Genomic DNA, 20,818 nt, shown 5'->3' on the forward strand with positions numbered 1-20,818 from the left:
TGTAATTTTTTAGTAGTACAAACTAAATGACTAGTCTATTTAAAGCATATTCAGCGAGCTCACAGAAAGCTCCAAAAATCTTATTCTATCTGTTGATGATTTTGGTGTTTTCCCTATTAATCCATTTATTTTGTATGATCTCAACTGATCTGTTAGTTGAAGAAGCATACTACTGGAATTATGCCCAACATCTTGATTTTAGCTATCTGGACCATCCTCCCATGGTCGCTTTGCTCATCAAACTATCTACCACCGTTTTTGGTATGAATGATTTCAGTGTACGGTTGGGCAGCTTACTATGCTGGTTCCTCACTATGCTTTTCAGCTATAAATTAACCTCATCAATCGAGCGTAATGCTGGCATGTATGCTGTAATGTTCTTATCAGTATTACCTTTTTTTTTCTGGCAAACGCTGGTTATTACGCCTGATTTACCACTCTTAGCATGCTGGTCAGCTGCTCTTTATTGTCTTTATCGTGCCCTCATCTCAAATGAAGCAAACTACTGGTACCAAGCAGGCATTTGGCTAGGATTAGGAATGCTATCAAAATACACCATTGTTTTACTTGGATTGGCGACTCTTTTCTACATAACGACGACCCCTTCTGCTCGCTTCTGGTTTAAACGCAAGGAACCCTATCTCTGTGCAGTTATTGCTGCAGTAATATTTTCTCCAGTGATTTACTGGAATGCAACTCATGAATGGATATCTTTTTTGTTCCAAAGCAAGCGGCGTTTTGCCTCTACCACCTCTATCGATTTGCATTATCTTCTTGCATTGGTTGTTTTATTTATCACTCCATTAGGTGTTTTCGGTTTATGGGAGCTATTGAAAAAAAATACTCTTGCGAATGTTCAAGATGCATACAATGCCATACGCTTTATGCGTATTTTTATTCTGATCCCCTTAGCTTTTTTTGCATTGTATAGCCTTAATCACGAAGTCAATTTAAACTGGATAGGTCCTCTGTTTTTGGCTCTTGTCCCCTGGCTTGCCATGCTCATGACCAATTATCCCAAAAAACGTAATTTATGGCTTGGCTCTGCCTTCTTGTTGCTAGCATGCTACGGTGGAGTAACCTTGTTTACTGTTTTTAACACGTCTAAGGTGGCACAGGAAAAGTTGTTTATAAAAATGGTCGCCTGGGAACGTTTAATTAAACAATTTCATCAGGTGGCAGAACAAATTGAGGTCGAAACCCACAAGACACCAATATTTATTCCTTTGGATAATTTTCCAATAGGAAGTGAGCTATCTTTTTATCAAGCTAAATTTCTGAGCCAAGGCACAATCAAAAAAACATACCCTATATTTGGAGCGCATATTTTTGGTCTTGAAAGTTTAATGTACCGTTTTTGGTCAAATGGAATAGAACTTTCGGGAAGACCATTAATACTCATTTCAAAAGAATTATGGCGATTTGAGATGCCTGATATCAACAAACTCACTAAGGAACAGTCAAAACTAAAGAAAATATGGTCTTATGGGCAAGGACAGAGAGTAAAAAATATTCCTTTTTATTATAAAGTAGTCGTTATGAAACATTAGAATGAGGCTCTGAGCTATTACTCTGCAATTTTATTGTAAAACAACCTCTTTTCTTTTTTTCTCCAAATCATTCGAGAGTAAAAAAGATAGTTTAATACAGAGCCCACTACAACCCCCGAAAACATAATGAGATTTTCTTTTAATAATCCAGATCCCCAATAACTAATTCCTAGTCTCATCCAATTACTTTGAAATCCGACCATAACCAAAGAGTAACTGACAAAAAAGGCAAAAGATTTAAATCGTAACTTCAAATTTCTATTTTTAAAGGTAACCCGGTTATTCAAAATAAAATTATTTATTATAGCGACAAGAACAGCCAATTGAGCAGCAATAAATGGGGTACAATAGAAGCGAAGGGAGTTATATGCCAAACATTGAAGAATTAAACCAACAAAACCCACTACGCACATGCTGAGATAGGGCTTTAGCTCTTTAAAACGCAATATGGCTAAGACACGAAGAGAATCAAAGATGCTATTTGCAGGAAGCTTACTTATTCCTTGTACCCTGTCTACAAAGGCAATGGGATACTCCGTAATTTTTGCTTTGGTCTTATGCAGGTTCCATAAAAGCTCTAATTTATACGCATAATGATTTGAAATAAATTGCTTTGGTAACGCTTTATTTAAAGCCAAATAATGAGTCGCTCTGAACCCACTAGTAAAATCTTTATACTTCGGAATAAGGATAATGCGTGCCACTATATTGCCAAATTTAGATAGAAATTTACGATGCCATCCCCAATTGTGAGGGATACTTCCCCCTTTAATGTAGCGACTACCGACAACAACATCGTGATCGCGCATTGTCTCTATCATTGGCAATAGATAATGTGGCTGATGCGATAAATCAGCGTCAAACTCTACAACAATATCCGCTCCTAAGCGGTTTAATGCATGACGCATTGCTTGTAAATAAGCCGACCCCAACCCTGTTTTTTGCGGTTCGGTTATTAAATGCAGTTGCGGATACACTTCTTGAAGACGAGACACTACATCCTGAGTATTATCCGTTGAACAACTATCAAAAATCAAAATATGGAAACTGAATTCAGAAGAGGACGTTGCTTTAAATACTTGATGAATAGTCTCTTCAATAACCAGAGACTCATTATAAGTTGGAATAATAACTACTACTGTTTTCATACTCATAGATAAAGCAAACTCCATTTTGCCGTAGGGCAACTACATATGGAATAGAAATAGAGCATCTGAGTATAAAGTAATTTAAACCCATATAAAAGGAAATGCGCCTTATTTACACAAGTTAGCAAACGACTGTAAGGATATTGACCCCTCTTATTAATAAGAGGGGTCAATATAAAGAAAATTAAAACTATTGAATTACTGGAAGTTGAGGAGCCGCTGTTTGTTTAGGACCCGGCATTGTTTTTTGAGGTACTTCTTTGGCTGACGATGCAGTGCTCTTAGCTACTTTTTTTGCTTTTACAGCTCCAGTGTCCACTCTAGCTGTATTGTGCGTAGAGTAATCTACATTTTGTGGATTCTGTCCATCCATATAGCAGCCAGATAATCCTAGGACTAAAGATATCGCAATCCCATAAGCCCATTTACATGATTTGAAATTTATCATAATCAGCTTCCTGCATAAGTTAATAAAATATATCTGATAGTTTCTTGCAAGTACTACAACTCATTAATTAATATAAATTAAAAGATAGTAAATGGCCATATGTATTTCATTAATCTAATTATTCAATTAAGTTACAATTTCCATCTTCTATGCACCCACCACCATTGCCCTGGATGCTCTAAAATTATTTTTTCTAGTGCCTGATTATACTTTAACGTGTTGTTGTATATAGCGACCTCTTTGTCGGCATTATTTTCCCAACCTATGGGTGGATGAAACTCGAGCACATGTTTATTACCTTTCTCTCGATAGATAGACGCAGGTATTACAGGTGTTTGATATTTTTGTGCAAAAAACGCCAAGCTTCTGTACGTTCCTGCTTGGATACCAAAAAAATCGACGGCGATTCCCATGCCACTGTGAGTCTCGGCATGTTGATCAAAAAGATAAACAACGATCCCTTGTTTTTTTAAAGCCGCATTTATTTTCTTTATACCATCAATGCTATTGATACGCTTAATTCCCCAACGATCAAAGCGCTGAAAAATTTTATTTTCTAACCACTTGTTACGAATGGGCCGTCTAATAACGTACATTTTATCAGCTAACTGGGTAATACTCTGAAGTCCAACAGGTCCAAACTCCCAACAGCCAAGGTGTCCTGTCAAAATTAACACTCCCCGTCCTTGTCTTTCAGCCGCCAAAAGATGCTCAACCCCGCGTAGCTCTACCTGTCGTTTAATTCGTTTTGTCGATAGCCACCCTAATAAAGCCAATTCTTTTAACATAGAACAGACGTGGGAATAAAATGCTCGTGCTAATCGTTCCTTTTCCTCAGGTGATGCACCATCTTTAAAAACACGGTCAATATTATCTAGAACTATTTGTTTTCGAATTGGAAACATTTTATAGAATAAACGCCCCCAAAGGGTAATGCGGAGTTTAGAAAGATAGATATTAGCCATTATTATTCCTGCCAACGCTTATAAGACCATAACCACTGAGCAGGATTGGCCAACAACATATCCTCAAGTCTATTATTGTACCGTTGGGTATTATGTAAAAAAGCTTGCTCCTTATCTGCATAGGGTTCCCATTCTATTTCTGGGTAAAATTCAATTACATGGTGTTTTTTATTTAATCGGTAGGAAGTAACAGGCACTACAGGTGACTGTAGTTTATCAACGAGAAAAGCCAGGCTAGTATAAGTACTCGTTTCTTGTCCTAGAAAATTGACTCGCAATTTATTTTTAGTGTGGTATGCCGGTCGAAGATCAAATGGAAATAAAACAACTCCTTGTTTTTGCAAGACAGAATAAATGCGTCTCACTGCATTCTTTTTGTTAATGATCTGACACCCTGCATTTTCATAGCGACGTAAAAGAATGTTATCCAAAAAGGTAAATCGCAGCGATTTTCGCACGCAATAATATCGATTCGTATATTGAGGGGCCCTTACTAGAAAAAAAAGGGGCGCAAACTCCCAACTACCAAAATGACCGGTAAGTAATATAACTCCTTTCCCTTCATTTGTGGCCTGATGTAAATGCTCTATACCAATAAACTGTACGCGCTTTGCCAAGCGTTTATTACTAATCCACGTAAATAAGAAAATCTCTTTGAGAGAAGTCATAAGATGAGAGAAGTAGGCCATGGCCAATCGTTTCTTTGCAGACGGAGAAAGTATTTGTCCAAAGACCCGTGCAATATTATTCCTTGCCTGATTATTTCTAAAAAACGACAAAAAATAAACACAGCGCCCCAACCAAGTAACTTGCAGTGTACTAATGTCGCGTTGTAATTCAACCATGAAAAAGATATTCCATTTTCTGCTTTGCCCCAGCGTAATGATTTATTGATTAGCGACAAGAATTTATGAGCCACCATAACCTACAATCTGCTCATCATAAAGCAATCAGGACTTGTTTTAAACATTCTACTTACGCTAGTATACAACCATTTAAGCGACTAGTCACAGAGGATTATTTTGGCTTTATCCCCCCCCTTACGAATTGCCATAGTGGCCGGAGAAATGTCAGGCGATCTTTTAGGTGGCGGTTTGATTCGAGAATTAAAGAAACACCTAATCCACGTTGAATTCGTGGGAATAGGTGGCCCTCATATGGCACAAGAAGGTTTTAACTCTCTAGTTGCAATAGAGCGTCTCTCGGTAATGGGTATTGGCGATGTGCTTAAAAGATATCCCGAACTCTATAAAATACGTCAACATTTATATAATGAATGGATAACTAATCCACCTGACGTATTTATTGGTATAGATTATTCCAGTTTTAACTTATCCCTAGCCGCACGATTAAAAAAAAGAGGGATTAAAACCGTTCAATTTGTCGGACCTAAAATTTGGGCTTGGAAGCAAAAGCGCGTTTTTTATATAAAAAAAGCGGTCGATTTAGTTTTAACCTTGTTTCCCTTTGAAGAGGCGTTTTATCAACGGCATAGCGTTCCCGTCCAATTTGTAGGACATCCTTTAGCAGACTCTATTGCATTGCAGCATGATCATTCCCAACAGAAAAAGCACTTAGGTTACATCCCCGAAGATAAAGTGATTGCCGTCCTGCCCGGTAGTCGCTCTGGCGAATTAAAATACATGGCCCCTTTATTTCTTGAGGTAATGCAAGAACTCAGCAAGCACGATCCACTGATACATTTTATCGTCCCCATAGCGAATCCCAAATTACATGAGATCTTTTGGCGTCATGCACAAGCAGTACCCCATCGTTTAAACTTAGAAATCACGAACGGCCACGCGCAAGAAGCCATGGCGGCAGCCGACGTGGTTTTGGTAAAGTCGGGAACAGCAACTCTTGAAGCCATGCTCCTAAAACGCCCCATGGTAGTTGCCTTCAAATGGGGGATACTCACTCATGCCATTATCGCACCGCAAGTTAAAATCCCTTATATTTCATTGCCGAATTTGCTTGCACAGCAAAAACTAGTTCCAGAATTTATTCAAGGGAGGGCGCATGCTCAAGCAATTGCATGCTCCGTACTTCATCTATTACAATCACCCAATCATGATCTGTTGATACAACAATTTACTGATATTCATCAAACGTTAAAGAAAAATGCGAATCAAAAAGCAGCCTTAGCAATTCTCAATCTTCTAGATATTGTCTAGTTGTTCGCATCATTGCATCAAGCGTGGTTATCGTTTTTTACGAGATAATTGTTTTTTTAAAAAACAAGTTTGCTTATGCCAATCCCGAGCAGGGATGGCAGGAAAGCCACCCATTCGTGCTTTTGGTGGAACATCTTTGGCTACTATTGAGCCAGCAAGAACGGTTGTGTGCTCCCCTATTTTTAGATGTCCACTCACTCCAACCTTCCCAGCTAAAACAACAAACTTACCGAGTTGACTGCTACCAGCAATGCCTACCTGAGCAACCAAAATAGAGCCTTTTCCCACTGTTACATTATGGCCAATTTGCACCAGATTATCTAAACGGCACCAATCCTCAATGACTGTATTATCTAATGTACCTCTATCAATACAGGTGTTGGCTCCTATACTCACCTCATTACCAATAAGGACCCCTCCACGATGAGGAATTTTATAGTGTCCATGTTGGTCACTTGCAAAGCCAAAGCCATCCTGTCCTATACACGCACCAGGATAAATGACTACTTTTTTACCCATGATGGTGTTCTGGATGCTGACATTATTTTCAATACAGCACTCATCACCGAGGATTACCCCATCACCAATGAAAGTATTAACACCAATTTTACATCGATTTCCAATGGTGACGTTATTACCAATGTAGGCACCATGACTAATAAAACAGCGTTCACCAATAGTGGCACTAGGAGCAATATAAGCTGATGGAGCAATATAAGCAGCGATGTTTTCTGCTGGAAAAAATGTTTGAGCAATCAAAGCAAATGCCTTATAAGGATTAGGATGCACTAATAAATGCATGCTTTTAGGCGCATAATCTATATGGTCGGAGGCGATAATGCAGGCACCAGCCAAAGACGTTTTCAGCTCGTTCAAATATTTTTTTTGATGTAACACACTCAGAGTATCAGCTCTTGCCGCTGATAGAGTAGCCAAATCAAATACCATGAACGACGCGCTTTTACTATCCAAAAGCGAAGCCCCGGATACTTCAGCCAATTCATCTAAAGAAAATGGTCCACAAGGAGTGGCGAATTGCGAAAATGACATAAAAAAACCTTAATAGAATAATATTAGCGATAGGTACCCCGAGTAGATCCGCGAAGAAATTTTGTAATATAACCAATATCAATATTGTCTGGAAAATTCTGCTCTAAATTTACTATAGCGTCGGATAAAGTAAGTCCTTCATGAAAGAGGGTTTTATAAGCCCGTTGAATGGATTGTCGTGCTTCTGAAGAAAAACCATTGCGACGCAATCGTTCTATATTAATTCCATAGCGTTTGGCAGGATTTCCGGTAACTAGAGTATAAGGCGCGACATCTTTTGTAATGAGGCTCAATGCCCCTATCATGGAGAGTCTGCCCAATTTTATAAATTGGTGTAAACCAGATAAAGCACCAACCGTAACCCAATCCTCAATCACCACATGCCCACCAACAGCCACCCCATTAGAAATAATATTGTGATTTCCTATGACGACATCATGAGCGACATGAGCTGAAGTCATAATCACATTCTGATCGCCGAGACGCGTTTCACCACCCCCACCAGCAGTACCACGATTAATAGTGACGTATTCGCGGATAATATTGTCATTGCCTATGCACACCGTACTAATTTCCCCACGATACTTCAGATCCTGGGGAATACCACCAATAATAGCCCCTATACCAATTTGATTACGTTCACCTATCTGAGTCCAACCCTCTATAGTGACATGTGACGCAATAGAGGTTCCATTACCAATAGTCACGTGATCGCCAATAATAGTATAAGGGCCAATGCTAACATCAGAACCAATTTTTGCGCCTGAAGCAATTATTGCTGTTGGGTGAATTCGATTAGGGATAGAAACAACTTTGTTGGACACATGGGCATGATCTAACGGACTCATTTGCATGGGTTTACCTCCACAACATCTATATTTAAAACTTAATGCAACGTATTATCCTGGATTGATATCACTAGAAAAGTAATATTGTTACAAAACGGCATGATTGAGTAACATCGATAAATCATGCCGTTTTTTAATTAACAAAGATAAGAGAATTTTACGAATACATTTTGTACTGAAAAACGCTGGTTAACACCAACGCTATTGGTACCGTTTTTAGCATCAAAAGAATCCGCTGATGCATTGGTCCAATACTGCTCTGTGCTAACACCGCCTTGAACCCCGACTCGGCTGCCATTATGCAAATCAAAATTCGCGGCAACTGCTAAGTTGGTGCCCAATATGAGAGAAGTCCAAAGTGATGTATCGGTACTTTGGTTGTAGGTGTATACTCCTGACGCAGGTAAATTCTGTATCTGCATACTGGTTACCATGGTTTCACTCCATTGGGAATTATAAGAGCCTCCTAATATTGAGGCAGAAACGTCGCCGCCAATACTAATGAAGCGGTTAAGATCCCAGGACGCGCCCATCCCTATACGAGGGCCTATACCGAAATATTTTGCTTCATAATTTATTTCATCATTCACGGGAGCAGTTATCACATTAAAAAATTCACCTGTGCCACGACCAGTACCCACATATTGAGCAAAAAAATCTTTTTTAAATTGAGTTGCCTTAATGCCGTAAAAGCGTGAAAAATGGACATTCTCTAAAAAAGTACTTTGCCAATTCCTATGAGTGATCAAATCACCGGTTTGATAATCATAATGGCTCATCATTGCAGCAGTCGCAGGACCATATAAATAAGCGCCGCCGGTAGAAACTTGAGGGAAGCCGAATTCATCATTTCGAACAATTTGACTTAATCTGTTGATTAAAATGTCATTCGCGTTACCATTGGTCACAACATTGTCGCCGCGATTTGATAGATGAGTATAACTCAATACAAGATCATGATGTCTTTCAGGTCCAAACTGATAGCCCGCAGAGAGCGAATACCCCCACCGGGAGTCAACATTAGCCTCATTTCCACGAATTGCACCACCAGCACCAATCGTGTCAGCAAATACGATTTTATCAAGCGATGCATCGCTAAGAGAACCATAAATGGGTGCTGCGCTGAAAAAAAATCGTTTACCACTATCAACCTCGCCCATACCTCCAGCATAAGAAAGAGTTGCATTCGCTAATAATAAACTGATAACACATGTTTTACTAATAGACTGACACATCATTTACGTCCTTACTCCATGTTGATTATTTTTAAATCAAAGTTAAAATAAATCAATAACTTTCCATTATTGCCTTGGCGATCCTAGCAGATTGGGATTTTTTGTCTACTCATGTTCAAACTCATCTTTTGACAGCATTAAAATACTTGCTAATAATCGAGTGGCACTTTCCTTCCACGTTAATCTGGGCATTGCTGATGAGTCAGAAACCGCCCCCTGTTGGTAAAGGAGGATCCAATCATTAATTGCTTCTGCGAGATCGCTGGCCTCATACCCACTAAAATAATGAGCATATTCACCAGCAACCTCTCTAAATACAGGAAGGTTGCGAGCCAGAATAGGTAACCCATAATTAGCCGCCTCAATTATTGGCAAACCAAATCCTTCCCCTTCTGAGGGGAAAAGCAGACAGGTAGCTGCCTTATATATTTTTTGCACATATTGATCGCTGGCATTGTCTATCCAAAATAAATGAATACCGTATTGAGGATGAGACTTGATGCGCTCTACGAAAGAGTCCATCATCCAACCAATTTTCCCCACAAAAACTAAATTGAGGGAATGGCCTTGTTGCCATAACAGCTCAAATGCATCTAACGCTTGTTTATGGCTCTTTCGTGGCTCCAAAGTAGCAACAAGAAGAAAACTCATATTCTGTCGTAGTTGTTTAAGAAGCAACTCTGCATCAGCAGGTAATCCCAAACTTGGTACAGAATTTTGCAGATCGGCCCCCAGATGAAACCAAGAGATATGAGCTCTATCCGTTTGATTTAGCTTATTGTTTACTATCCATTCGTTCAACACCTGGGCCGTATTTTGAGAGACACAAAAAAGGCCATTACTTCTGACAATTACCTCAAGCCAATGACGATATACTCTACTTTCTGAAGTAGGAAAATAATTTGGCATTAAAACAGGTAATAAATCATGGACTAAAAAGCAGGTTTTCACTTCGTGCTCTCGTAGTTTTCGATAAAAACTCTGTTGAGCAATAACTATGTCATAACAAAGGTCCAAACCAAAAAAAATATCCCCAGCGCGATAAGTTATAGGAATATCATTAAGAAAGGGTTTATCACTTCCTAATAGCTTTAAAGTAAAGTGATGTGCGTATACATAGCCATCGTACTTATTTGCATATACTGGTTGTACACGCCACCCCTGAGGAGGATTTATTAGCCAGTGAATTAAAATAGAACGAACAACACGTTGAATTCCCGTAGCATTATCTTTTTTTACTAACTCGGATATATCAACAAATAATTGCGGCGCCTCTTTTAAAATGACCGAGTCTCTCACATACCTTTTTAAGTAACCTAATAAAGCGGATGGATTCATACTTATTGAGGTGTTTGCAACACTATATAAAGATTGCTGCTCTTTAATGTCCTGCATAGCTGTTTCTTGCGATGAAGCATTAATAGCTCCCAATAGAAACAAAGACTTTTTTTCATTCTGTTTTATATAATAACTATGGGTTAAAACCCAAAATAAACGTCTCCCCAATTGACGTAGCAAATGTCTATATTTTGCTGTAGCTATTTCAGCCTTTCGCCAATACGTACGAAAAGAAATATAAAACTGTTTTTCTTTAAAAAGAGTTTTTAACAGCTTTAACTGACTAGACCATACTTTTAATCTATTTTTATTTTTTGCGGTAAATTTAAATAGAAATTTTCTAATCGGGACAATTCGATCTAATTTGTCTTCTATTTGTTGTTGATAGCTCTCTGCAAGCTCATCTAACCGTAGGCCATACTGCTGGGCAAAGGGTTGTTGCGTCGCCTCCATGATAGTGGTTATTGCATTTTTCTGAGCAATCACCCCATAATCAGGACTGACGCCAGAAAACACATCCATTAGAGTCAACTGCTCTTTCTGTCTTAAAGCATGTTTCTCTTGTAAACGTATTATCTTGATACGTGAAAATCCCCAATACTGAGGTAAGAATGCAAGCAACTCGGGGGGAATAGGGCGCCGATGAGTCGGATCAAGATAAAAAAGAGAGCTACCCACAAGAATATTTTCAGGATTAGGAGTCTCCATTAGCAAAATGCCTCCAGGTACGAGAATCCGATGCGCTTCTCTCACAAGAACATGCAGTTCAGCAAAAGTCAGATGCTCCACCAAATGAAATGCAGACAGAACGCAAAAACTCTCATCCGGAAGCTGCTTTAAATGAGTTATTCCATCCGTACATAAAACATCTAATCCGCGTTGCCTTGCCATTGCAGCAAGTTGTTCATCAGAATCAACTCCATAAGCTGTGAAGTTATGTTCTTGTAGTAACTCTAACCACTCGCCCCTACCACAACCTAAATCCAATAATAAAGATTCAGGATAAAACCGCTTTAACTCTTGAATGAACGGCAAATAGACTTCTAACTGGGATTTAATTTTTCCTGTAGAACCGCGAAAATGCCCCATTAATTTTTGATAAAAATCGGCAGGAATATCTTCAGAAATAACATCATTAGATTGCTTCGTCGCTCCAGTGCTCAAATCCTCATGTACAGGCGTGTACACTCCGGTTCTGCACGTCGTCTCGCCTTGCACCTCATCCCCCTCTGCGAGTTTCCGAAGAGGCCTATTCACTATAGAAGACTTAATCATAAGGAACCTTCTAGTTCATTCATAAAAACGTCTACCTTAGCAAAATGCTCATGCCATTTAGGAGCGCAAAAATTTGTCATACGTTGCATTTGAGCCCGCCTGAGACTACTATCCTCCTGCGCGTAGTTTTCAATATACTCCATCCATCCTTTGCCATCTAAAGGATCAAGAAAATCCGGTACTGCTCCAGCAATTTCACGAAAGACAGCTAAGTCACTGGCGATAACTGGCACATTAACGCTCAAGGCCTCAACTAATGGCAATCCATATCCCTCTAGAAAGGAAGGAAAAAGGAGCGCTCTAGCGTAACATAGATAATTCGCTAGCTCCTTATCAGAGGCTTCGGTCTCGATAACAAAATCACGTAAGGCCTCACAACGATCGAGCATAGCCAGAGTGTTCCAACACGGATTATTACGCATACCTACAATAACAAGTTTTGGCGTTTTGCTTCCCAATTTATTAATTAAATTGCGCCAAATCCGTAACAACAGCAAATGATTTTTCCGAGGCCCGATAGCACTTATAGTAATAAAATAAGGCTCATCAATAAGTGGCTTATCTATGGGCAATCCTGGAGATATACCCGGAGCTAATGTTGCCGTTATCACCGGAGGACAGTTTTTTCTAGTTGATAAAACATAATTCGATAAATCACTATGAGTAGCATTTGAAACTGCTAATATCCCTTTGGCATGCTCTAGGATAACAGACAGACATTGAGAAAATCTCGGCGAATTACTTGATGCACAATACTCAGGATATAGAATAGGAATTAAATCATGTATTACCACTAATAACCTAAGCTGCTTATCATTTATTGCCTTGATATAGTTTGGATTTTTAAAGCCGCCATGATCTGTTTTGAGTAAAAAGCAGTTAGTGCTAGGTAGTGCTCGCCGTGATGACAAGATGCCTTTTATAACAATGCGAATCAGCTCCGATAAACGACTAAGGTCCCAGGAAAGCAGCAAAAGAGCAACCTCTTTAGAAATCTCTTTGGGAAAAATAATAACACGCTTTTTAAGTCGAACCAGAGCTTGCATATTATCCAAATAATAGTGCAGATAAGCCAAGGTCACACGAGTAACGCCATGTAGAGAGCGCTTTCGTCTAAAATCGTTAATTAAACTGGATATGTCGATTACTATATGTTTCATAACCTAAACTCCATGTATCCATTTTGAGCAACGCATTCTAATTCTCACAAAACAAAGTATCAATTGATTTTGCACTTTAGGAACTAATTAATCTCTTATTTTCCTTTTACAAGCTATAAGCTTATAATCTGTGATTCTAATCTATATAAAGGACTACTATGATTTATCCCAATATACTGGCGACCATAGGACATACCCCCATTGTAAAAATTAATCGTCTAGGTCGTGAATTGGAATGTGAGCTTTATGCAAAATGCGAGTTTTTCAATCCGGGAGGCTCTGTAAAAGACCGCATTGGCTATGAAATGGTAGTCAACGCTGAGCGCCGCGGTACCATCAAACCAGGAGATACCCTAATTGAACCGACTTCAGGTAATACAGGGATAGGAATAGCTCTTGCCGGTGCAGTACTGGGTTATAACGTGATTATTACCATGCCAGAAAAAATGAGCCAGGAAAAACAGTGTGTACTTGAACGATTAGGGGCTAAAATCTACAGAACACGCACAGAAGCCGCCTCTTCAGATCCAGACAGCCATATTTCTTTGGCTAAAAAACTAAAGACTGAAATACCGAATTCGCACATTTTAGATCAGTATGCCAATCCGAATAACCCCAATGCCCACTATAAAGGCACGGCCCAAGAAATTATCGATGATTTCGGCAAAGATTTACATATGATAGTAGCTGGGGTAGGAACTGGTGGTACTATTACAGGCATAGCCAAACATCTTAAAGAATATAATCCAACCATCAAAATTGTAGGTGTGGATCCTGAGGGGTCAATTCTCGGGGGAGGTACAGAAATTAAACCCTATCTTGTAGAGGGCATAGGCTATGATTTCTTTCCTGATGTTTTAGATAACAACCTAATTGACCAATACGTTAAAACCAATGATGAAGATTCGTTTCACATTGCAAGACGGCTAATAAGAGAAGAGGGTTTATTAGTAGGAGGATCGAGTGGCGCAGCGATGTGGGCCGCATTACAAGCTGCCAAATCACTTAAAAAAGGGCAAAAATGTCTGGTGATTATTCCTGACTCCATCCGCAATTATATGTCTAAATTTGCAAACGATGAATGGATGAAAGCACAAGGTTTTCTATAGTCATATAATGTCTATAGACAAAAGTCCTGTTGCTTTAATTAAGCAGCAGGGCTTGCTGTTCTACTTGATGATTCTTCCATACGCTCAAATAATTGCTCTTCGTCGATTTTATTCATGCTAATCCAACCGGCTAGAGAGCTCACTAGACCATCATTAATCTGCTTGCTGGAACTGCCAAGTTTCTCTACTGCTGCTGGGGTTGTTACCGCATCGACTAATTTAGCAAAAAACTGAGAGCTATCATTATGAGGACTGTAGGTACCCGGCAAAAACTCCATATACACTTGAATGATGTCTGAGTTAGATAACTTATGCTCATCAATCGTAGCAAGTAAGTTTTGTCGCGATTGCAAATAAGAATGGAGTAATCTTTTGTTATCTTGATTAATTAGGGAAAGAATTTCAGCTATAGTACTATTCTTCTCACTGTCATTTTCAACAGGTTGAGGCGGATTAATAGCTAACTTTCCTACATAAGCAAAATCAGTTTTATTTTTTACTCGTGGAAAACACTGTTCACCCTGTACTTGTAAGACTAACTCTAGCTTGAAAGTATCCACCGAACTATTGGCATAAATTTCTCTACTTCTCAACTCTTTTCCATGCTCTACATGAGATAAAACAAAAGTTATTCCTAATACTTGGGGCAGTGCTCTTAAAGCAGATACAGGCATTGGTGTTGCCGGATCACGCAGGTAACTTTTTGGGGTGGAGGAATCTAACCCATCAAATACTTCTTTATACTCTAAAGGTTTTGCATAAATTTCATCGACAGCAAGCTGACGTAATACAAAGGCCATACACTCGACTATTTCTGATTTACGTGGGCCGTTAATAAGAATATCCATGCGCTCAGCCAAGGTAAGATAAGGTTGCTGAGACTTAAGCTTGGGATAATGGGCGAAAAAACGATCCAATACTACTTTCAACGTAGTTTCATTGACTCGCGGCGCTTTTTTCAACGCGTCAATAAAAGCCACAGCAGCCGCATGAAAAGGTTCTCCACCAACGTGAATAAAAGAAAGTGTCGCAGGAGTTCTAGTAAAAAAACCAGTACGTGTCATTTTGCTCTCCTACATTTAGGCTATATCTTTATTTTAATGAATCTAGATTAAGGAAATATTAACAGTGTGTTTATTATTTAAGACGCAAAAATCTATCCATGAGTATAGTTGCAAACAAACAATTTGTTTATTTTAATGACAAATTTAATTTTTAAAACTAATAACTAATTCGCGGTGTTTCTCAAAATAAGTCTATAGTTAAATTGGTAAAAAATTTTTTATTCCTCAGTAGACTTCTTTCGAAACTCGCTTTATCGAACACCGTATCAAAGAAACAACTCACCGATACAGGGGAGTTTCGAAAGAAGTCTTATATGCTAAAGATGTAAAAGTGAATCAATCCTATAGGGAAGAATAAGGATATTTTTCTGAGACACTCTGATAAAAGGAGCACACATGGAACATCTTCAAGAGAATGACTTGAGCAAGATAAAAGAATTGCTAAGACATACTGGTGAATTTATTGCCTACTTTGAGCTGGCAGAGAGCAAAATGATTGAATGGCGCCAGGAGTTGGAACAACAAGCAACGCGCATAAATCAACAATCTCAACGGCTACAAAACGAATTAACTGCTCTGGAAGAGCTATTATCACAAGCAGGAACGACTCGTTTTCGTGTAATTGCAGAAAAAGCCTTATCCCAGGGAGAGATCCAGCTACAGCTTCTTGAAAACAGTTGCAATCAATTTACTGCGAATTTTCAAGAGCAACAGGAGCAACTGGAATTGTTAACGGTACAGTGCGTGACTAAAATTGAACAGCATTGTGCCAAAGCAACTGAGGCAATTGGCAAACAACTGGCTAAATATGATGTGCATCAATTTCATCGTGTTGCCAATGAAAGCTGTGATCACGTGGAACGTGTTGCTAGTGATGCGGTACATAAAAGTAATAAACTGCTGAGCATGTTTGAAATGCGCTTTGGCTTATTCACTGTATTTACTACAATAGCCACTGCTTTTTTTATTGTGCTTTATTTAAATGGGGAGCTACCTTGGGAAACGCACCACAAAGCAGTGAGCGAGCGTCAAGCGGGGAAGGCCTTGCTGCAAGCCTGGCCTAGATTAACCCTTGAGGAAAAAACTAAAATAATAAATGACAACGTATTACAACATGGCGGATAAAACGTCTTTCTTAACGAATATAATACCAGGGCTGGTTTGTTTCTTTATTCTAACAATAGCCTTGCTCTTTATTTATTTTCACCAACTAAGAAAGCGACAGCGGATTAAACAATGGCAGAAATCATTAAATTTGCAGGAGCACCAACTCACCTTCCAGCAACTATATCAACATGTCGATGGTTTTCAGCTTTCCCAGCAAGGACGAAAGAGGCTAGATGCCATAGAGTTCACCTATGGAGAGATAGAATTCTTGCCATTTATTGCACTTTTATCTTTAGTAAGCCCGGATCATAAGACGATTTTTTATGATCTGGGCAGTGGTACAGGTAAAGCCTCTCTTGCTTGTGCCATGGTTTATCCTGTAAGTAAATGTGTCGGCATAGAGTTATTACCCGAACTACATCAAGCAGCCTGTGAGCAAGTTGCTCGATTAGCAATGCGGCCAAACTATATAGAAAAAGCTAAAAAAATTGAGTTTATCTTGGGAGACTTTCTTAAAGTGAATTTAGATGAAGCAACGTTAGTCTTTGTCAATTCAACGACCATTTTGGGTGCGGTGTGGGAACACTTAAGTTTTCGACTAAATAATCTACCCAATCTACATACTATTATTACTACTAGCAAGACCATAACTGTCCATGACTCATTCCATATCACCAGCACTAAAATAGAGATGAGTTGGGGGATCGTTGAAGCATATATTCATACGAGAAAAACAAATTTTAACTAACTGGCTTGAAAAGATTGAATAAATTTTTACCCAGTCTATACTTATAAAACAAGAACAAAGAAAGCTGTCAGCACCTGATGTGTCATGGGGCGGACTAAAAAGCACACGCGACAAAACGAGGTGGGTATGATTAAATCGGAACTCATTGAACACATCGCTGCTCGAATGACGCATCTTACAGAGAAACAAGTGGCGGATGGAATTAATAGAATACTGGAATTAATGAGCGAAGCACTCATTAAGGGCCAACGAATCGAGATTCGTGGTTTTGGTAGTTTTTCTCTCCATTACCGGCCACCGCGGAATGCCCATAATCCCAAGACCGGTGAGAAAGTGGTCACAGAGGCCAAACATAGCCCCCACTTTAAGCCAGGGAAGGAGCTACGTGAACGTGTTGACGCATCGCGAGCTAAGCACCCGCTTCCCAAAGATGATGAGAAGTAACTGTTTAATATCATCCCATCAATTGGATCAAAGTATGTCTATTCCTAGAGCAAGGGAATAGACGTTTTTTTATAAGGAAAATCAATAAACCTTGATTACGTGATGCTGCGTCAAGGCGGTACAAGTTATCTACATCGAGTTAGAGAAAACGTATCTGTTCACGGGGTATACAGATGAAGCATACCCCGGGAACTCTTCCGAGAAAAGTTAAGCCCGAGGTAAAGTAACTCCGGTTTGTCCTTGATATTTTCCACCTCTATCTCTATAGGAAACGGCACATACTTCTGAAGCTTCAAGAAAGAGCATTTGCGCAACCCCTTCATTGGCATAAATTTTTGCTGGCAGCGTGGTTGTATTGGAAAACTCCAAAGTAACATGACCTTCCCATTCAGGCTCTAAGGGAGTGACATTAACTATAATGCCGCATCGAGCATAAGTAGATTTGCCAAGACAAATAGTTAACACATTTCTAGGAATACGAAAATATTCTATTGTCCGAGCTAGTGCAAATGAGTTAGGAGGAATAATACAAACATCTGACTGAACATCTACAAAACTGTTTTCATCAAAAGCTTTGGGATCAACTATAGCCGAATTTATATTGGTGAAAATCTTGAATTCATTAGAGCAACGCACATCATAACCATAACTAGAAACGCCATAAGAAATAATTCGACCAGAGGCATTCTCGCGCACTTGTTCTGGTTGGAATGGAGAGATCATTCCATGCTCTACCGCCATTTTTTCTATCCATCGATCTGATTTAATTGACATGGTTGAACCTAATTAATACTAAAAAATAGAGTTCTATCATAAAATGACCATAAACGAAAGTTGATATTGATAAAATAATAATCTTATTCGTATGGAAAAACTCGCTTTATCACTACGATTCTTTATTGAGAAACGCCAATACCCCCTCGCTTAAGTTGTGGTTAATCTAAAAATTAACCCACTGTCCAATTAGAGAGCGACATTGACTCAAAGGCATCCCCATATTATTTTTTCTTAGCCATATTTGTCAAAATATCACCTAACTCCATAGGCATAGGAAATACTATCGTTGAATTGTTCTCTTCAGCAATTGCAGCGAGTGTCTGCAAATATCGTAACTGCATGGCTTGCGGTTGCTGTGCTAACACTTGAGCGGCCTGTAACAACTTTTCTGATGCCTGCAATTCACCTTCAGCATGAATGATCTTCGCTCTTTTATCACGTTCAGCTTCTGCCTGTTTTGCTATAGCCCGAATCATACTTTCATCTAAATCTACGTGTTTAATTTCTACATTGGATACTTTAATACCCCAATTATCTGTTTGTGAGTCTAATATTTTTTGCACATCACTATTCAGTTTCTCACGTTCAGAGAGCATTTCATCCAATTCATGTTGGCCTAAAACAGAACGTAAGGTGGTTTGTGCTAATTGACTGGTTGCTTCATAATAATTTTCGACTTGGATAATGGCGTTTTCAGGAACAACCACGCGAAAATAAAGTACCGCACTTACCCTAACAGATACATTGTCTCTTGAAATGACATCCTGACTAGGCACATCCATTACTATGGTTCTTAAATCAACGCGAACAACTTGTTGAATTATTGGAATAATAATAACTAGCCCAGGGCCTTTAACCCGCCAAAACCTACCTAAGGAAAAAACGACACCACGCTCATATTCTCGAAAAACTTTGAACGAGGACATTAACAATAAAGCAATTATTATAGCGATAACTCCCAGAAAAGCGGCCATCTCACATCCTCCATAAGAATTCTTGTTAATTTTAATTATTCTATTGGCTCCTCATCAATATCCACTTCCAACCAAAGGCCCGAGGTCTGGATGACTTTAACTTTCTTATTTACCTCAATTGGCTTTTTGGCATAAACACTCCATATCTCGCCACGAATGACAGCTTGGCCCCGAGGGTTTACTTCACTTAATGTTCTTCCCCGAGCCCCAACTAACATGACTAGTCCGTTTTTGATAGTTTGTCGTTTTGATTTAATAACCATGCCCAAAACAAATATAAAAATGCCAACATTGACTACAGCCATTGCCCAAATAGCTGACCATGCAACTCTATAAGCACTATCATCTGTATTAATCAACATGATAGAGCCGAGAACAAAAGAGATAGTGCCCCCTATGCCTAAAGAACCATAACTTGGGGTAAATCCTTCTGCGACGATAAAGATTATGCCTAAGATCATTAAGCCAAGTCCGGCATAGTTAATTGGTAATAGTTGCAACGCATAAAGAGCAACGAGTATGGATACAGTCCCCACGACTCCTGGTAGGACAAATCCAGGACTCATCAACTCAAATAAAATTCCGTAAATCCCCAATAAAATTAAAAAATAAGCAACTGTTGGATTAGTAATCACCGATAAGAATTGGGTACGCCAATTAGGATTAACCACTTGAATAGAAGTCTGCTGGGTATTTAATGTTATTTTTTGATTATTTTGTACGACAGTTACATTATTGAGTTGAGATAACAAGTCAGGAATGTCTGTTGCAATATAGTTTATTGCTTTTGCCTTTAATGCTTCAGGGGCAGTAATAGATATTGCATCACTTACGGCTTCTTGCGCAAAAGTCGGATCTCGTCCGCGCAATTGCGCCAAAGAACGGATAGTAGCTAGAGCATCACTGCGCGCTTTTTTTTCCATGATAGAAGACTTTTTATTTTCACTGCCTACTTCGCCCCCAATACTCACTGGGCTGGCCGCCCCTAAGTGAGTCCCTGGAGCCATTGCCGCTAAAGTACTAGCATATAAAAGGTAAGTCCCTGCACTAGCAGCCCTAGCTCCGTTGGGACTTACATAAGTTACTATAGGCACTTTTGAGTTCAAAAATTTTTGGATAATAGCTCTCATTGCCTCATCAAGACCGCCAGGGGTATCAAGTAGTACGATAATTAAATCTGCATTTTGCGCCGCAGTTATATTTCTATCGACGTAGTCTGCTGTTGCTGGACCGATTGGACCATTAATCTTGAGTTGAACAATTTGAGCCGCATTAACTTGAGAAATGGTCAATAAAACTAAAATAATAAAGAAGAGCATGGTGCGAATTATTAACAGCCGTAAACGCTCAAACTTAGCGAATACAACCCCCTCAATGGAGTAAGGTGTAGCCATGCTCATTTCC

The 20,818-nt window shown here is 39.2% G+C and carries 19 protein-coding genes; 6 read left to right on the top strand and 13 right to left on the bottom strand.

From position 1 onward, the window contains the following. Positions 1-26: 26 nt before the first annotated feature. Positions 27-1,550: a glycosyltransferase family 39 protein gene (locus LFA_RS19080; protein WP_084602219.1), complete on the top strand. Its 1,524-nt coding sequence runs from the start codon at positions 27-29 to the stop codon at positions 1,548-1,550. Positions 1,551-1,567: 17 nt separating this feature from the next. Here the strand turns inward: LFA_RS19080 and LFA_RS17090 are convergent, their stop codons facing one another. The 4 genes from LFA_RS17090 to LFA_RS17105 all read right to left on the bottom strand — a co-directional run bounded on the left by LFA_RS17090 (position 1,568) and on the right by LFA_RS17105 (position 4,956). Further along, positions 1,568-2,704: a glycosyltransferase family 2 protein gene (locus tag LFA_RS17090; protein ID WP_045097236.1), complete on the bottom strand. Its 1,137-nt coding sequence runs from the start codon at positions 2,702-2,704 to the stop codon at positions 1,568-1,570. Positions 2,705-2,888: 184 nt separating this feature from the next. Then, entirely contained in the window at positions 2,889-3,146 is a 258-nt protein-coding gene (locus tag LFA_RS17095; RefSeq protein WP_045097237.1) for a hypothetical protein, read from the bottom strand. Positions 3,147-3,277: 131 nt separating this feature from the next. Next, positions 3,278-4,111, bottom strand: coding sequence for a lysophospholipid acyltransferase family protein (locus tag LFA_RS17100; RefSeq protein WP_045097238.1), 834 nt, complete (start codon positions 4,109-4,111; stop codon positions 3,278-3,280). Between the two features lie 2 nt (positions 4,112-4,113). Beyond that, positions 4,114-4,956, bottom strand: coding sequence for a lysophospholipid acyltransferase family protein (locus LFA_RS17105; RefSeq protein ID WP_045097239.1), 843 nt, complete (start codon positions 4,954-4,956; stop codon positions 4,114-4,116). Positions 4,957-5,178: 222 nt separating this feature from the next. On the opposite strand from LFA_RS17105, the gene lpxB reads away from it, so the two are divergent. Beyond that, positions 5,179-6,285, top strand: a complete 1,107-nt coding sequence (gene lpxB, locus LFA_RS17110; RefSeq protein WP_045097731.1) for a lipid-A-disaccharide synthase — start codon at positions 5,179-5,181, stop codon at positions 6,283-6,285. 27 nt (positions 6,286-6,312) lie between these two features. Here the strand turns inward: lpxB and lpxD are convergent, their stop codons facing one another. The 5 genes from lpxD to LFA_RS17135 form a co-directional block, all read right to left on the bottom strand. Continuing rightward, the gene (gene lpxD, locus LFA_RS17115; protein WP_045097240.1) at positions 6,313-7,335 is read right to left on the bottom strand and encodes a UDP-3-O-(3-hydroxymyristoyl)glucosamine N-acyltransferase; all 1,023 of its coding nucleotides are present in this window, start codon (positions 7,333-7,335) and stop codon (positions 6,313-6,315) included. Between the two features lie 23 nt (positions 7,336-7,358). Next, the gene (lpxA, locus tag LFA_RS17120) at positions 7,359-8,189 is read right to left on the bottom strand and encodes an acyl-ACP--UDP-N-acetylglucosamine O-acyltransferase (protein ID WP_045097241.1); all 831 of its coding nucleotides are present in this window, start codon (positions 8,187-8,189) and stop codon (positions 7,359-7,361) included. 131 nt (positions 8,190-8,320) lie between these two features. Further along, positions 8,321-9,421, bottom strand: a complete 1,101-nt coding sequence (locus tag LFA_RS17125) for an Lpg1974 family pore-forming outer membrane protein (protein WP_231865875.1) — start codon at positions 9,419-9,421, stop codon at positions 8,321-8,323. Between the two features lie 102 nt (positions 9,422-9,523). Further along, positions 9,524-12,031 carry a glycosyltransferase gene (locus LFA_RS19085; RefSeq protein WP_052674041.1) on the bottom strand — a complete coding sequence of 836 codons (2,508 nt, stop codon included), beginning with the start codon at positions 12,029-12,031 and terminating at the stop codon, positions 9,524-9,526. Then, entirely contained in the window at positions 12,028-13,191 is a 1,164-nt protein-coding gene (locus tag LFA_RS17135; RefSeq protein WP_045097243.1) for a glycosyltransferase family 4 protein, read from the bottom strand. The genes LFA_RS19085 and LFA_RS17135 overlap by 4 nt, the downstream gene beginning before the upstream one ends. Positions 13,192-13,349: 158 nt before the next feature. On the opposite strand from LFA_RS17135, the gene LFA_RS17140 reads away from it, so the two are divergent. Beyond that, positions 13,350-14,300: a pyridoxal-phosphate dependent enzyme gene (locus LFA_RS17140; protein WP_045097244.1), complete on the top strand. Its 951-nt coding sequence runs from the start codon at positions 13,350-13,352 to the stop codon at positions 14,298-14,300. A gap of 38 nt (positions 14,301-14,338) precedes the next feature. Here LFA_RS17140 and LFA_RS17145 read toward each other — a convergent pair whose 3' ends face one another. Beyond that, a complete protein-coding gene (locus tag LFA_RS17145; protein ID WP_045097245.1) occupies positions 14,339-15,364 on the bottom strand; it encodes a hypothetical protein in 1,026 nt (341 codons plus the stop codon). Between the two features lie 396 nt (positions 15,365-15,760). Here LFA_RS17145 and LFA_RS17150 point away from each other — a divergent pair, with 396 nt between their 5' ends. The 3 genes from LFA_RS17150 to LFA_RS17160 all read left to right on the top strand — a co-directional run bounded on the left by LFA_RS17150 (position 15,761) and on the right by LFA_RS17160 (position 17,663). Next, positions 15,761-16,489, top strand: a complete 729-nt coding sequence (locus LFA_RS17150) for a hypothetical protein (protein WP_045097246.1) — start codon at positions 15,761-15,763, stop codon at positions 16,487-16,489. Then, positions 16,479-17,219: a class I SAM-dependent methyltransferase gene (locus LFA_RS17155; protein WP_045097247.1), complete on the top strand. Its 741-nt coding sequence runs from the start codon at positions 16,479-16,481 to the stop codon at positions 17,217-17,219. Before LFA_RS17150 ends, LFA_RS17155 begins: the two co-directional genes overlap by 11 nt. Positions 17,220-17,303: 84 nt before the next feature. Further along, positions 17,304-17,663 carry an integration host factor subunit beta gene (locus LFA_RS17160; RefSeq protein WP_172653488.1) on the top strand — a complete coding sequence of 120 codons (360 nt, stop codon included), beginning with the start codon at positions 17,304-17,306 and terminating at the stop codon, positions 17,661-17,663. A 207-nt stretch (positions 17,664-17,870) separates the two neighbouring features. On the opposite strand, the gene dcd is transcribed toward LFA_RS17160, so the two are convergent. The 3 genes from dcd to LFA_RS17175 all read right to left on the bottom strand — a co-directional run bounded on the left by dcd (position 17,871) and on the right by LFA_RS17175 (position 20,733). Further along, on the bottom strand, positions 17,871-18,437 hold the full coding sequence (gene dcd, locus LFA_RS17165; protein ID WP_045097248.1) for a dCTP deaminase: 567 nt from the start codon (positions 18,435-18,437) through the stop codon (positions 17,871-17,873). Between the two features lie 224 nt (positions 18,438-18,661). Next, on the bottom strand, positions 18,662-19,414 hold the full coding sequence (locus tag LFA_RS17170; protein WP_045097249.1) for a slipin family protein: 753 nt from the start codon (positions 19,412-19,414) through the stop codon (positions 18,662-18,664). Between the two features lie 35 nt (positions 19,415-19,449). Then, positions 19,450-20,733: an NfeD family protein gene (locus tag LFA_RS17175; protein ID WP_045097734.1), complete on the bottom strand. Its 1,284-nt coding sequence runs from the start codon at positions 20,731-20,733 to the stop codon at positions 19,450-19,452. Between the last annotated feature and the right edge of the window lie 85 nt (positions 20,734-20,818).

This window comes from Legionella fallonii LLAP-10, assembly GCF_000953135.1.
In the GTDB taxonomy this organism is placed as follows: domain Bacteria; phylum Pseudomonadota; class Gammaproteobacteria; order Legionellales; family Legionellaceae; genus Legionella; species Legionella fallonii.

What these genes read in the sequence shown, in the direction of transcription:
- LFA_RS19080 (WP_084602219.1), top strand. Translation starts at nt 27, where the DNA reads ATGACTAGTCTATTTAAAGCATATTCAGCGAGCTCACAGAAAGCTCCA.
- LFA_RS17090 (WP_045097236.1), bottom strand. Translation starts at nt 2,704, where the DNA reads ATGAGTATGAAAACAGTAGTAGTTATTATTCCAACTTATAATGAGTCT.
- LFA_RS17095 (WP_045097237.1), bottom strand. Translation starts at nt 3,146, where the DNA reads ATGATAAATTTCAAATCATGTAAATGGGCTTATGGGATTGCGATATCT.
- LFA_RS17100 (WP_045097238.1), bottom strand. Translation starts at nt 4,111, where the DNA reads ATGGCTAATATCTATCTTTCTAAACTCCGCATTACCCTTTGGGGGCGT.
- LFA_RS17105 (WP_045097239.1), bottom strand. Translation starts at nt 4,956, where the DNA reads ATGGTTGAATTACAACGCGACATTAGTACACTGCAAGTTACTTGGTTG.
- lpxB (WP_045097731.1), top strand. Translation starts at nt 5,179, where the DNA reads ATGTCAGGCGATCTTTTAGGTGGCGGTTTGATTCGAGAATTAAAGAAA.
- lpxD (WP_045097240.1), bottom strand. Translation starts at nt 7,335, where the DNA reads ATGTCATTTTCGCAATTCGCCACTCCTTGTGGACCATTTTCTTTAGAT.
- lpxA (WP_045097241.1), bottom strand. Translation starts at nt 8,189, where the DNA reads ATGCAAATGAGTCCGTTAGATCATGCCCATGTGTCCAACAAAGTTGTT.
- LFA_RS17125 (WP_231865875.1), bottom strand. Translation starts at nt 9,421, where the DNA reads ATGATGTGTCAGTCTATTAGTAAAACATGTGTTATCAGTTTATTATTA.
- LFA_RS19085 (WP_052674041.1), bottom strand. Translation starts at nt 12,031, where the DNA reads ATGATTAAGTCTTCTATAGTGAATAGGCCTCTTCGGAAACTCGCAGAG.
- LFA_RS17135 (WP_045097243.1), bottom strand. Translation starts at nt 13,191, where the DNA reads ATGAAACATATAGTAATCGACATATCCAGTTTAATTAACGATTTTAGA.
- LFA_RS17140 (WP_045097244.1), top strand. Translation starts at nt 13,350, where the DNA reads ATGATTTATCCCAATATACTGGCGACCATAGGACATACCCCCATTGTA.
- LFA_RS17145 (WP_045097245.1), bottom strand. Translation starts at nt 15,364, where the DNA reads ATGACACGTACTGGTTTTTTTACTAGAACTCCTGCGACACTTTCTTTT.
- LFA_RS17150 (WP_045097246.1), top strand. Translation starts at nt 15,761, where the DNA reads ATGGAACATCTTCAAGAGAATGACTTGAGCAAGATAAAAGAATTGCTA.
- LFA_RS17155 (WP_045097247.1), top strand. Translation starts at nt 16,479, where the DNA reads ATGGCGGATAAAACGTCTTTCTTAACGAATATAATACCAGGGCTGGTT.
- LFA_RS17160 (WP_172653488.1), top strand. Translation starts at nt 17,304, where the DNA reads ATGGGGCGGACTAAAAAGCACACGCGACAAAACGAGGTGGGTATGATT.
- dcd (WP_045097248.1), bottom strand. Translation starts at nt 18,437, where the DNA reads ATGTCAATTAAATCAGATCGATGGATAGAAAAAATGGCGGTAGAGCAT.
- LFA_RS17170 (WP_045097249.1), bottom strand. Translation starts at nt 19,414, where the DNA reads ATGGCCGCTTTTCTGGGAGTTATCGCTATAATAATTGCTTTATTGTTA.
- LFA_RS17175 (WP_045097734.1), bottom strand. Translation starts at nt 20,733, where the DNA reads ATGCTCTTCTTTATTATTTTAGTTTTATTGACCATTTCTCAAGTTAAT.